At 63.8% G+C, this 12,161-nt stretch carries 14 protein-coding genes; 9 read left to right on the forward strand and 5 right to left on the reverse strand.

Annotated features, from left to right (window positions below):
* Nucleotides 1–6: 6 nt before the first annotated feature.
* The 5 genes from BEN49_RS10680 (at nt 7) to BEN49_RS10700 (ending at nt 3,691) form a co-directional block, all read left to right on the forward strand.
* Complete coding sequence (locus BEN49_RS10680; RefSeq protein ID WP_070743118.1) at nt 7–438, forward strand: hypothetical protein; 432 nt, start codon at nt 7–9, stop codon at nt 436–438.
* Between the two features lie 21 nt (nt 439–459).
* Nucleotides 460–1,845: a DUF389 domain-containing protein gene (locus BEN49_RS10685; protein WP_070743121.1), complete on the forward strand. Its 1,386-nt coding sequence runs from the start codon at nt 460–462 to the stop codon at nt 1,843–1,845.
* 109 nt (nt 1,846–1,954) lie between these two features.
* Nucleotides 1,955–2,287, forward strand: coding sequence for a hypothetical protein (locus BEN49_RS10690; protein ID WP_070743123.1), 333 nt, complete (start codon nt 1,955–1,957; stop codon nt 2,285–2,287).
* Nucleotides 2,288–2,364: 77 nt separating this feature from the next.
* Nucleotides 2,365–3,360 carry an endonuclease/exonuclease/phosphatase family protein gene (locus BEN49_RS10695; RefSeq protein WP_070743125.1) on the forward strand — a complete coding sequence of 332 codons (996 nt, stop codon included), beginning with the start codon at nt 2,365–2,367 and terminating at the stop codon, nt 3,358–3,360.
* A 49-nt stretch (nt 3,361–3,409) separates the two neighbouring features.
* Nucleotides 3,410–3,691: a hypothetical protein gene (locus tag BEN49_RS10700; protein WP_125916729.1), complete on the forward strand. Its 282-nt coding sequence runs from the start codon at nt 3,410–3,412 to the stop codon at nt 3,689–3,691.
* Between the two features lie 25 nt (nt 3,692–3,716).
* On the opposite strand, the gene BEN49_RS10705 is transcribed toward BEN49_RS10700, so the two are convergent.
* On the reverse strand, nt 3,717–4,631 hold the full coding sequence (locus BEN49_RS10705) for a DUF3078 domain-containing protein (RefSeq protein ID WP_070743130.1): 915 nt from the start codon (nt 4,629–4,631) through the stop codon (nt 3,717–3,719).
* A 262-nt stretch (nt 4,632–4,893) separates the two neighbouring features.
* Here BEN49_RS10705 and BEN49_RS10710 point away from each other — a divergent pair, with 262 nt between their 5' ends.
* Nucleotides 4,894–5,916 (forward strand): mechanosensitive ion channel family protein, encoded by a 1,023-nt coding sequence (locus tag BEN49_RS10710; protein WP_070743132.1) that lies wholly within the window; start codon nt 4,894–4,896, stop codon nt 5,914–5,916.
* Between the two features lie 96 nt (nt 5,917–6,012).
* Nucleotides 6,013–6,894, forward strand: a complete 882-nt coding sequence (locus BEN49_RS10715) for a mechanosensitive ion channel family protein (RefSeq protein ID WP_070743134.1) — start codon at nt 6,013–6,015, stop codon at nt 6,892–6,894.
* A 33-nt stretch (nt 6,895–6,927) separates the two neighbouring features.
* On the opposite strand, the gene BEN49_RS10720 is transcribed toward BEN49_RS10715, so the two are convergent.
* The 3 genes from BEN49_RS10720 to BEN49_RS10730 all read right to left on the reverse strand — a co-directional run bounded on the left by BEN49_RS10720 (nt 6,928) and on the right by BEN49_RS10730 (nt 9,836).
* A complete protein-coding gene (locus BEN49_RS10720; RefSeq protein WP_070743136.1) occupies nt 6,928–8,256 on the reverse strand; it encodes a DUF2254 domain-containing protein in 1,329 nt (442 codons plus the stop codon).
* Nucleotides 8,249–9,430 carry a mechanosensitive ion channel family protein gene (locus BEN49_RS10725; RefSeq protein WP_070743138.1) on the reverse strand — a complete coding sequence of 394 codons (1,182 nt, stop codon included), beginning with the start codon at nt 9,428–9,430 and terminating at the stop codon, nt 8,249–8,251. Before BEN49_RS10725 ends, BEN49_RS10720 begins: the two co-directional genes overlap by 8 nt.
* A 190-nt stretch (nt 9,431–9,620) precedes the next feature.
* Nucleotides 9,621–9,836 carry a hypothetical protein gene (locus tag BEN49_RS10730; protein WP_070743139.1) on the reverse strand — a complete coding sequence of 72 codons (216 nt, stop codon included), beginning with the start codon at nt 9,834–9,836 and terminating at the stop codon, nt 9,621–9,623.
* Between the two features lie 338 nt (nt 9,837–10,174).
* Between BEN49_RS10730 and BEN49_RS26790 the strand changes: the two genes are divergently transcribed.
* Entirely contained in the window at nt 10,175–10,378 is a 204-nt protein-coding gene (locus BEN49_RS26790; protein WP_125916731.1) for a dimerization domain-containing protein, read from the forward strand.
* A gap of 526 nt (nt 10,379–10,904) precedes the next feature.
* Here the strand turns inward: BEN49_RS26790 and BEN49_RS26795 are convergent.
* On the reverse strand, nt 10,905–11,090 hold the full coding sequence (locus tag BEN49_RS26795; RefSeq protein ID WP_125916732.1) for a hypothetical protein: 186 nt from the start codon (nt 11,088–11,090) through the stop codon (nt 10,905–10,907).
* Nucleotides 11,091–11,472: 382 nt separating this feature from the next.
* Between BEN49_RS26795 and BEN49_RS10740 the strand changes: the two genes are divergently transcribed.
* Nucleotides 11,473–12,129: an HAD family hydrolase gene (locus BEN49_RS10740; RefSeq protein ID WP_070743143.1), complete on the forward strand. Its 657-nt coding sequence runs from the start codon at nt 11,473–11,475 to the stop codon at nt 12,127–12,129.
* The last annotated feature ends 32 nt before the right edge of the window (nt 12,130–12,161 follow it).

Consider the following 12,161-nt stretch of genomic DNA (forward strand, 5'->3'; position numbering starts at 1 on the left):
GCCCCCATGTCGCCCACCCTCCATTACTTTTCCAATGCCGTCGGCTCGGTCGATTACGTGCCCGCCGATGGCTACCTGTACCTGCACTGGTCGGGCGTGCCCATGACCGGGCCGGAGTTTCGCGCCCTCTACATCCACGCCCACAACCTGCTGCGGCGCTACCCGCTGCGCGGCATCCTGGCCGACCACCGCGCCATGCCCGCCGCCCCGGCCGTGGTCGACCGCGACTGGCTGCTGGGCACCTGGCTGCCGGCCGTGCTGGCCGATACCCACTTCGAGCGCTACGCCGTGGTGCCCGCCCTGGAGCCCGCCCACCGCCTGCACACGCCCGCCGTGGCCGAGCAGTTGCAACGGGCTATTACCACCGCTTTCTTTGGGGACATTCCGCCCGCCGTCGATTGGCTACTGGCCGGGCCGGCTGGGCCGGTGGCCACCTAATTTCTTACCCTCCGCCGCCCCATGCTGGATACCTTCTGGCGCTTCCTGCGCACCCGCTTCCTGCTCACGGACGACATGGCCGACCCGGCCGAGATTCAGGCCGACGTGGAGGCCGGCATTCCGTTTCAGGGCACCAACCTGTGGGTTCTGATTTTTGCCATTCTGGTGGCTTCCGTGGGGCTGAACGTCAATTCCACGGCCGTCATCATCGGGGCCATGTTGATTTCGCCGCTCATGGGGCCCATCGTGGGCATCGGCTACGGGGCCGCCACCATGGAGCTGGGCCTCATCCGGCGCGGGGCCAGGAGCCTGCTCACGGCCACCGTGCTCAGCCTGGCCGTGTCGGCGCTCTACTTTCGCCTCACGCCCCTCACCGATGCCGGCTCTGAGCTGCTGGGCCGCACCCAGCCCACCACCTGGGACGTGCTCATTGCCCTGTTTGGCGGGGCGGCCGGGGCCGTGGGCCTCACCCGCCGCGAGCATAGCAACGTGATTCCCGGCGTGGCCATTGCCACGGCCCTCATGCCGCCGCTGTGCACGGCCGGCTACGGGCTGGCCACCGCGCACTGGGCCTACTTTTTTGGGGCCCTGTACCTGTTCTCGATCAACTGCGTGTTCATCAGCTTGTCTACCTTTTTGGTTATTCAAATCCTGCCGCTGCCGCACCACGAGTTCGAAACGGTGGCCGGGGCCCGGCGTGTGCGCAACATTATCTGGCTGCTGGCTTTGCTCACGGCCGCGCCCAGCGTGTACCTGGCCGTGGGCATCGTGCGCAACGGCACCTTTACCCACAATGCCCAGCGCTTCATCGACGAGCAGCTCAACCTGCCCGGCACGTACGTGGTCACCTCCCGCATCGGCGCCACGGCCCACACCGTCAACGTATTGCTGGCCGGCCAGCAGCTCACCCCAACCCAGCTCCGGACGGCCCGGGCAAAGCTGTCCAAGTACCGCCTTGGCAATGCCCAGCTCACCGTGCGCCAGGGCCTGGCCCGCGTCGACTCGGCCGATGCCCAGGCCCTGCGGGCCAGCGTGCTCGAAGACGTGCGCAGCCGCAACGAGCAAACCCTGGTGAGCTACGAGGGCCGCCTGGTGCAGCTCCAGCAGCAGCTGGCCCACGCCGACAGCGTTGCCAAGCCCGGCCTGCCCCTGGCGGCCACCCTGCTGCGCGAGGTGCAGGCCGAGCACCCCGCCGTGCAGCAGCTCGGCCTAAGCCGCCTCCTGCGCCCGGCCACCGACTCGCTGCGCTCCGATACCACCGTGGTAGTGGCCCTGCGCGTGCGCCAGGCCCTGCCCACGGCCGAGCAGCAGCGCCTGGCCACCTGGCTGCGGGTGCGCACCGGGGCCCGCCAGCCGGTGCAGCTGCTTATCACCGCCGATGCCCCGGCCCGACCCGCTAAGCGCTAGGCCATTGCCCACAGTAGCAGCGCGGGCCTGTTGAATTTTAACAACTATAACATGTATTTATCGTTGAGTTTATTAACTAATTCTCTTTTTCAATAAATACTCTTTGGTTATGAACAGTTTTTTTTCCTTCGCTGCCTGTGCTGTAATTGGTTTAACGCTGAGCAGCTGTTCGCTGGGCCACTCGGCCAGCGATGACGTCACGTCCAGCAATCCCGCCGTGGCCCTCCAAGCCCAGAAAGTAGTTGATCTTCAGCGGCAGGTAGACGCACAAAAGCAGGCCTACAAAAGCCGCAAGGAAGTGGTGAAAGACCGGGAGCAGGCCGTGGACAACCAGAAGGAGCAGGCCGACATTGAAAAGAAAAAGCTTGAAGGCCTGGAGCAGCAGCTCGACGGCGCGAAGCAGAACCTGAAGGGTGTGAAAACCCAGGCCAAAACGCAATAGTAAGCCGGCCCCGGCTTTCGGTACAATCGCAGCGCCCTGGGCGGCAGCTGCCAGGTTAACACTTTCTTGCGGTGCCAATGAGGCATTTTTTGACTGGCCTACGCTACTTGCTGGCTACCCTGAGCGCGCTGGCGTTGCTCCTGACGCTGGTTTCGCTGGTACCGTCCAACAAATGGTGGGTGCAGGCAGCGGGCTTTCCCCGGCTCCAGGTGCTGGTAGTGCTGGGGCTGGGGTTGTTGTGCTGGCTGGCCCTGGGCTGGCCCACGCACCGGCGGCTGCGCCAGGGGCTGCTTTTGGGGCTGGGCCTTGGCATGGGCGCGCAGGCTTTTTTCCTGTGGCCCTACCTGCCCTTTATGCCCAAGGCCGTGCCAGCGGCTGGCCCCGGCGCAACCACCCGGCTGCGCATCCTAGTCATCAACGTGCTCATTTCTAACCGCCAGGACGCCCGCTTGCGGCAAATGGTAACCGAGGCCCAGCCCGACGTGCTGCTGGTCTTGGAGCCCGATGCCTGGTGGGCCCGGGCGCTGGGGCCCCTGCGGCCCGGCTACCCCTACCGCGTGGAGCTGCCCCGCGACGATGCCTACGGAATGATCCTGTACTCGCGCCTGCCGCTGGCCCAGACGCAGGTGCAGAACCTACTCCAGGACGGGGTACCGTCCATTCGCACGCGGCTGCGGCTGCGTGATGGCCAGCAGGTCACGTTCTTCGGTATCCACCCCACGCCGCCCATCCCCGACTCGTACCCCGATGGCGTGGGCCTGCGCGGCGCGGCGCTGCAAAAAGTGACCGACGTGGTGCGCGAAAGCGAGCGGCCCGCCATCGTAGCCGGCGACTTCAACGACGTGAGCTGGTCGAGCACCATTCACCAGCTCACCCGCGCTGGCGAGCTGGACGACGTGAGCATTGGGCGGGGCCTTTTCAACACGTTTGATGCCCGCTCGCACCTGGCCCGCTGGCCCCTCGACCACTTTTTCGTCAGCACGCCGTTTGAGGTAGTGGATTTGAAGCGCCTACCCGATGTGGGCTCCGACCACTTTCCGCTGTACATTGAGCTGGCGCTCCCGGCTAAATAAGCGGGGCCCTACCAGCCAAGTTTTTACCTTTTTTTAACCCACCCGAATGATGCCTACTTCTCCTTTCGTTGCAGCCTTGCTGCTGGCCGGCACCCTGGCTTTCAGCAGCTGCCAATCCGACACTGAAGCCCCCGTAGCCGCCGACCTCAACTCGGCCAACCCCGCCGTGGCCGAGCAAGCCCGCAAAGTGCAGGAGCTATCCACCCAGATAGCGCGCCAGAAAGCCGTTATCGAAACCGAACAAGCCAAGCTCACCGCCCTGGAGCAGCAGCTGCAAGGCTCGCAGCAAAACCTGGACGGCATTAAAAACGAAGTAAAGGCCAATCCGTAGGGCCCCAGGAGCCCCCTGGGGCCCCTTATTCCTTCGGCCGGTTGGCCGGGCGGTTGCGGTCGAACACGAGGCCCAGCGATAGGTTCTGGCTGTACTGGAAGCCCTGGTCCTGGTTGTAGTCGTAGAGCAAAATACCGCCCAGGCTCACGTTGAGCCAGGTATTGACCTTGGCCGTGAGGGTGAGGTCGAGGCGGTGCGAGTTATCCACCGGGCGCGGCCTGGCGTAGTCGATAAACAACACGTAGCGCACCTTGAGGTCGGCGTTGGGGCCCAGGGGCTGCTCGATCTGGGCCAGGGCCTGGAAGCCCACTTGCCAAAAGGTGGAGCGGCCGGGCCGCACCCCGTAGACGGTGGTATCGGCCGGCACGCGGAAGCGGTCGGGGTCGCGCACAATTGTCACGCGCGGGGCCACCGGGGCCAGGCGCAGGTTAAACCGCTCGCTGGGGTGGTACTCGGCGCCAATCGAGCTGGTGAGGTAGCCAGGGGCCAGAAAATCGGAAATGAGCGTGGAGCTGCCGTCGTCGGCGTAGTTGTAGCCGGGGGCAAACTGCGAGAGCAGGTTCAGGGCGGTGAACAGGCCCCACTTTTTGGTAAGGTCGTAGCCGTACTTGGTGTCGAGGTAGAGGCGGTCGTTGGTTTTGCGGTAGCCCCCCTCCTCGCCCTGCGTGTACTGGCCGGCGTAGAGAAAATCAGCTTCCCCGTTCCAGTTGTGGTGGCCGCGCTGGTAGCGGGCCGTGCCATTGAACAACATGCTGAGGCCGAGCGAGCTGGTGCCGCCGCTCTTCCAGTTCTTGGAAATAAGCGCTTCGTTGGCATTGAGGCTCGTTCGCAGGTGCGTGGCCCAGTAGCGGATGCTATCGGCGGGCAACGCGGCGGGGGCGGTTTGAGCCGCAACGGGCAGGCCCAGAGCCAAGAGCCCGAGGGTAAAACGTTTACGCATAGGGCAGGAAAACAGGCGGCGAGCGGCGCGATAAGCCCGGAGCACTTGCCGGCTGATGTGCCCTCTTTGGGGTAAGCCAGCGAGGAAAGGCCTCTGTGGAATTAGCAGGAAAAATACAACCTTTTGCCCTTTTTTTGGCTAAAAGGCTACGTAGCACTCTAGTTATAGACTCGAAGTAGGCTATCTTTCAATTTAATAATACTTGGCTTTGGCCGTGGCGGGTGGCCCTGCACCAGTGCTTTTTTTTACCTTCCTCCCCCCTATGGATTTTTCAATTGCCTGGCAGAAAATCAACCAGATGGGCCGCGACTTCATGTCCATCCTCCCCAACCTGCTATTCGGGGTGGTGGTGTTCGTGGTGTTCATTTTCATTGCCCGCGGCGTAAAATCGCTGGTGGAGCGGCTGCTGGAAAACCGCGAGCAGAGCGTGAGCCTCAAGCTGCTGCTGAGCCGCCTCTCCTACGTGGCCACGCTGATTCTGGGCGTGCTGGTCACGGTCACCATTATGGTGCCGAGCTTCACGCCGGCCAGCCTGCTGAGCGCGCTGGGCGTGGGCGGCGTGGCCATCGGCTTTGCTTTTAAGGATATCTTTCAGAACTTCCTGGCCGGTATTCTGCTGCTGCTCACCGAGCCTTTCAAAATCAACGACCAGATTCAGTACAAGGATTTTGAGGGCACCGTTGAAACGATCCAGACCCGTGCCACCACCATCAAAACCTACGACGGCCGCCGGGTGGTTATCCCCAATGCCGAGCTGTTCATCAATGCCGTGATTGTGAACACGGCCTACGAAATGCGCCGCCTGCAATACGACATCGGCATTGGCTACGGCGATAGTATTGAGGAGGCCCGCAAATTCATTTTAGAGGCCGTGCGCGGCGTGGACGGGGTATTAACCGAACCCGCCCCCGAAGCGCTGGTGGTGGACCTGGCCGGTAGCAGCGTCAACATCCGCGCCCGCTGGTGGATAAACCCGCCCCGCCGCGCCGACATCATGGGGGCCCAGGACCGGGTGCTGGAGGCCATCAAAAATACGCTCACTGCCAACGGCATCGACCTGCCATTCCCTACCCAGCAGATTCTGCTGCACGACCAGACCGAGGTGACCGACGGCGACCGCAAAACCCAGCGCGAAGGCTGGCCCGCCGGCGAGGGCGATGTGCCCAAGTCGCGGGCCACGGTGCGGCAGGAGCAGCAGGAAGCCGCCCAAAAGGCGCAATTGGCGCAGCAAGCCACCGCGCCGGCACCGGGGGCCCCAGCGCCAGTAAAGCAGGCGGCGGGCTAAAGGCGGGCGGGGCCCCACCTTTGGCCCGGGCCTTGCGCAACGAATGGCCAACACCGGGCCGCCTGCCCATGGGGCCCCACTCCTACTTTCTATTGCATGATTGAAATTCGCCGCACATTTGAGCTGCTTTCGCACAAGCTGATCGGGTGGTTAGAGCAGTTTATTCTGCTACTGCCCAACCTGGTCATTACCTTGCTACTGCTCACGGCCACGGTATTTGTTGCCCGGCTCACGCGGCGGGCATTGGCCAGCGTTCTGCCCCGGGTGTCGCCGGGCGCGGTCACCCTGCACAGCCTCATCAGCACGCTGGCCTACGTGGCGGTGCTACTGATGGGCACCTTTTTTGGGCTTGAAGTGCTGGGGCTGGACAAGACGGTGACCTCGCTGCTGGCGGGTGTGGGCATCATTGGGCTGGCGCTAGGCTTTGCGTTTCAAGACATTGCGGCCAATTTCATCAGCGGCATCATCATCGCCGTGCAACGGCCCTTCACGGTGGGCGACGTCATCCAGACCGACGCCTTTTTCGGTACCATCGAGCGCATCAACCTGCGCACCCTCGACCTGCGCCAGGTAACCGGCGAGCTGGTGCGCGTGCCCAACCGCAGGGTGTTCGAGAGTGCCGTCACCAACTTTACCGTCACTACCCGGCGCCGCGTGGACGTGGAGTGCGGCGTGGCCTACAACTCCGACCTGGCCCAGGTGCGCGACGTGGTGCTGGCCGCCATGGTCGACTTCCCCGAGTTGCTCACCGAGCAACCGCCGCAGGTCATGTTCACCAGCTTCGCCGACAGCGCCATCACCTTCAGCCTGCGCTTCTGGATTCCGTACCGCCGGCAGGTGGATTACGTGGGGGCCAAAAGCGAGGCCATCATGCGCATCAAGCGGGCCTTCGATGCGGCCGGCATTGTTATTCCCTTCCCCATGCGCACCCTTGAACTACCGGCCGAGGTACTGGCCCGGCTGGGTACCGCGGAGTAGCCCGCTGGGGCCCATCCCGCCGGGGGCCCCAGCTTAGATATCAAACAGCTGCGCTTGCAGCTTCCGGTACCGGGCGTGCACCTGGTCGAGGTCGTAGGCGATGGTTAGGTTGTCTTCGGAAGCGGCCAGGGCCAGGTCGGCCTGCTGGCGCAAGGCAGCGCGGCCGGTTGCGGTGGTGGGGCCCTGGGCGGCTACGGTGGCCAGGGCCTCCAGCAGGCGCAGGTAAATGGCCAGGGCCTCCTTTGCATTGGCCCGAATCTGGTCGAAGGCCGTGGCCAGGTAACTGTCGAAATCAGGGTCGGCGGTGAGCACGAGCACCCGCCCGTCATCGGCGCGCACGGAGCTGGCCAGTTGCCGGCCGGCCAGGGTGCACAGCAGCGAGCCGAGGCGGTCCACGCACATCACGGCGGTCGTCACGTCGTTGATGCCGGGCGAGAGCGCCTTGAGGGCAATGTCCACCAGTTGGCGCAGCCCGAAGCCCACGTCCTGGTCGAGGGTGCGCTGGTTGCCCAGGCGGTAGCAATCGGCCAGCTGCTTGGTGAGCTCCTTGTCATCGGGCAGGGGCTGGCCCTGGAGGGGGGCTACCGAGGCCAGGGCACTGCCCATCACCACGAAGCTGCCGATGGCGTACTCCATGCGCACCACCACGCCCGCGTGCTGCGCGAAGGCCAGCAGCGCGTCGCGGTCGACGCCCTGCACGTAGCCCGTGGTGGGGGCGGGCAGCGGGTGCCAGTGCAGGTCGGGGCCCGCGGCCAGCTCGGCGCGCTCGGCGGCAGTAGCAGCGTCACCCAGGCGCTTGGGGAATACCTTATTGAGCAGCTTCTCGGTTTCTTCCGCCACCCCGGCCACGATGTTGGCCGCCTGAATGGACGAGGCGATGTGGTGAATGAAAAAAATCAGCATCCCGATGCTCACCAAGGCCAGCAGCAGCCCAAAGGCAATGGCCAGCGACGGCACGAAGCTGCCTTCGTCGCCGCCCCGAATGGTGCGCAGCACCGCTAGGCAGTACACGAAAATGCTCACGAAAAAGCCCATTACCACCTGGTTGGTGCGGTCGCGCATGAAGTTGCGCAGCAGGCGCGAGGTGTACTGGCTGGCCACCTGGGCCAGCGTGGCCAGCGTGAGCGAGAAAATCAGGCCCGCTACGGTAATCATGGAGCTGGCAATGGCCGAGAGCATGCCCCGGGCCCCCGCCGCGCCCGCCCCAAACAGCAGCGGGAAGCGCCCCGTCCAGGCCCCGCCCACGTAGAGGTCGAGGTGCACCAGCCCGTAAGCGGCCCCCAGGGCGGCCACCACCATCAACGTGGGCACAAACCACAGGCTGGAATTAAGTGTCAGCCAGAGAGCTTTTAATTTATTCATACTTCCGCCTGTACTCCGCAGCCGGGCTTACGGTTGTGTGGCGGTGCCAACGAGCGGGGCGGGCGGCACGGTGCGGCCGGCCTCGGCCCCGGTGCGGGTGGCGCGGTAGTGGAGCGACATGATTTCGACCCCGGCGCGGGTAAACTCGTCCTGGATGTGCTGGTGCAGCAGCGAGTACAGCCCGGCCTGGCGGTGCGGCAGCTGGGTGTAGGCATTGAGTTGCTAGGCCACGTAGAAGTCGTCGAGGCTGGTTTGCAGCACGAAGGGCGTGGCCTCCACGCCCGCCGTGGCGCGGGCGGCGGCCAGCAGCAGCGCGTGCACCTGCGGCCAGGCCACGTCGTAGCCAATGGTGACGGTGGCGTGCAGAATCAGGCCCTCGTGGCCAGCAGCGGCCGTGTAGTTGGTGGTGTGCCCCCCCCAGGATGTTGGAGTTGGGAATGGTCACGTCCTCGTTCTTGATGGTGCACAGGCGCGTGACGAGCAGGTTTTTCTCGAGCACGTCGCCTGTCACGTCCCCGATTTTCTCCCAGTCGCCCACCTTGTAGGGCCGCATGTAGGTGATGACGATGCCGGCAATGACGTTGCCGATGGCCGAGGTAGAGCCAAAGGAGATAATGAAGCCCAGCAGCACCGAACCCCCCTGAAACACCGGCGAATCGGAGCCCGGCAGGTAGGGGAAAATGACGATGAACATGAACACGTAGAGCGCAAACCGCAGCAGGTTGAACGTGGGCAGCGCCCAATCGGGGTAGAAGCCTTCGATGACCAGCTCGCCCGCCGCCACCTCGCCCGCCAGAAAGCGCAGAAAGCGTACGGCGTAGGTCGTAAAGAAGTAGATGACGAAGATGGTGAGCAGGTTGGGCACGTAGTGCCCCACGCCCAGCAGCACCTGCTGCACCGGCCCCAGCACGTAGCCCAGCAGCTTCCGCGAGATGCCCTCCGTCCACGGAAACCGGCTAAACAGCAGCGGCAGCGCCAGGTAGAGCGTGAGCACCACCAGCGCCACGCGCAGCAGCTTGAGGGCCATCTGCAGCACTTCCATCTGCCGCTCCTGGGTCAGCAACTCGTAGCCGTTGATGCGCCAGGGCCGCAGCGGGCTGCCCCGCCACCGCAGAATGCGCTGGTTGATGGTGCGAAAAAAGCGGTTCAGCCTGTAGATCAGGGCCCCCAGCATCACCAGCGTGAGGGCGGCCAGGCCCCCGCGCTTCAGTAGTTCGGGCAGGCTGTTGGCCTACCGGACCGCTACCAGGTGGGTGCGCAGCGTGGCCAGGGTACTACTGGGCCACGGCCGGCCGGGCCCAGGGCCTGCGCCTCGGGGCCCCCACGCTCAGCAGCTGCTGGTCGCCGTACACGATTTCCGAATCCTACTCGGCATTGACCACCAGCAGCGAGTCGGGCGCAAACAGCGGCGCGCTCAGCAGGCCATCGAGCCGGCGCTGAATGGCCTCGGCCCGCTCCCAGAACCCAAACCCACCCGGCCGTACACCCGAAACAGGGTATCCGGCGGGCGAGAGCACCACCGGGGCCCCGGCGGGCGGTATGGATACCAGCGAATCGGTGGTTTGGGCCGCCGCCCTCATCCAAACCAGCAAAAAGCAAAGGCAAGCAACGAATGGGTATCTCATGTATCGGAAGCGGGGGTAGCGCGCACTGGCATGCGTTGAAAGCAGCCGGGAAGATTAACCGGCCGCGGGCGGGAAGCGCTAGGGAGCGGCGCTTTTCGGGCGTTGCGGCGGGGCCGGGGGCCCTGGTTTTGCTAGTTGTTGCTGTTGCGCGGCGGGCATTGAGGCCCCCGGGGGAACCTCTGGGGATTTCAATTACCTTAAAACCGCCGCATCTACCCACCCGTGTAGCCACCGAAACCGCCGCCGCGGCCCCGCTCCCGTGGCCCACCGAGCTGGCCAAACAAATCCAAACTGTGCGCGACTTGGTAACCCAGGGCCCCCTCACCCCCAAGCAAGTAGCCGCCCGGTTCGCCGGCGCCGGCCCCGCCAAAGTGCAGCCCATCCTCGACACCCTGGCCGCCCTCTCGCTGCTGCGCTGGGTAGAAACCGAAAACGCCTACGCCGCGCAGCGCCCAGCTAAACAGCCGAGTTGTCATTCCGACGAAGGAGGAATCTGAATAAAACCACCCAGCAGTAGTCTAAAACGGGGTGGTCCGGCGACTTTTTCAGTCGTCGGACCACCCTTACGAGTGCCCGAGGCCGCTGTTCTTTAGTGAGAGTGGCCCGACGACTGAAAAAGTCGCCGGACCACCCCGCTAAACCACTGCTAACCACCCAAGGCCCACCCTCAGATTCCTCCTTCGCAGGAATTACAACCCCGCTGTTCAGCTAGGTGCCCCAGCCCACCCAAACAAAAAACCCCGTTTCCAGATTGGAAACGGGGTTTTCGTGGGCCCACTTGGAATCGAACCAAGGACCTGCTGATTCACTTTCCTCCGGTTTCCCGAAGTAGTTGGACTATCTCATCACCGTATCCGCCAGGGCGGGGTTAGGTGGGGGGCGTTGGTGGAAGCGTATTGCATGGTCTGCTCACTTCCTAGTCTCTGCACCTTCCGGGTACTATCATGACCGTTCCCCGGCTTGGCTCAGGATTGCCATCGGGGCCAGTTGCCCCGAACAGGTTTCCCTGAGTTAACCCCCTGCTCATCCCGTCGTTTCCGGCCGGGAGGCACCGCTTAGTATTCGCTGAATATTCTGAAACGTCAGCTCTGGATGATGCACTTCGGCGTGGCAATTGGAGCAAAGCAACTCACATTTACTAGCTTCTGCCACAATAACATCCCAGTTCCGATTAGAAAGCACCCGCATGTCAAGCTTGATGCTTTTCATGGTCGGGTCGGAATGATGGAAATGTAAAGCGGCTGCATTGGCTTGGTAGCCACATTTCTGACACCCCCCACCGAACTGCTCAATCAATTGAAGCTTACGCTTTAACGACCGCAGTGTCTGCGAGTGGTACGTGTTGGTTTGTGCCTTTGCCCGATGGTAATGGTCTTTCTGCTTACAAGTATTACCGCAATACTTCTGATTCTGACCAGCAATGGGTTGTGCGCAAACCACACAATGTTTCATAAATTCAAAGAACGCTAGTTGATGAGTCAGCTGCTCTAACCGATTGAGCTATAGGCCCGTTGCCAGCGCACCAACCGTAGCCGGCGGGTGATAACAGGACGAAAGTACGACCTTTGCCGGAAATTTCCGGTAATTCCTTATGCTTCCCCATTTACTTTTCGACTTCGGCGGCGTCCTCATCGACATCGATTACGACCGCACCCCCGCCGCCTTCCGCCGCCTGAGCCGGGCGGGCAGCACCGTCGAGTACAGCCAGGCCACGCAGGCCGAGCTGTTCGACCAGCTCGAAACCGGCCAGCTCACGCCGGCCGAGTTCCGCGACGGGCTGCGCGCGGCTTACGACCTGGAGGCCACCGACGAGCAGATTGACCAGGCCTGGCACGCGCTGCTGCTCGACGTGCCCGCCGAGCGCCTGGCCCTGGTGGCCGAGCTGCGCCGCCAGGGCCACCAAACGGCCCTGCTCTCCAACACCAACGCGCTGCACATTGCCGAAATCAACCGGCGGCTGGCGGCGCAGTACGGGCTGAAGCACGGCATTGCCGACTGCCTCGACCGTGTGTTTTACTCGCAGGAGGTGGGGCTGCGCAAGCCGGGCGAGGCGTTTTTCCAGCACGCGCTGCGCGAAATGAACTGGCGGGCCGAAGACGTGTTATTCATCGAAGACAGCCCCCAGCACGTGGCCACCGCCCGCCGCCTGGGGCTGCGGGTGCTGCACCTGGCCCCGCCGCTCACCCTCACCACCGCCCTGCCTGAAGCCCTCCGTGCCTTTCCCCGAGAATACGCCCCCCTTGCCTAATGCCCCCGCGCCGGGGCCGGGCCCCGGGGCCC

This window comes from Hymenobacter coccineus (assembly GCF_001816125.1).
GTDB lineage: Bacteria > Bacteroidota > Bacteroidia > Cytophagales > Hymenobacteraceae > Hymenobacter > Hymenobacter coccineus.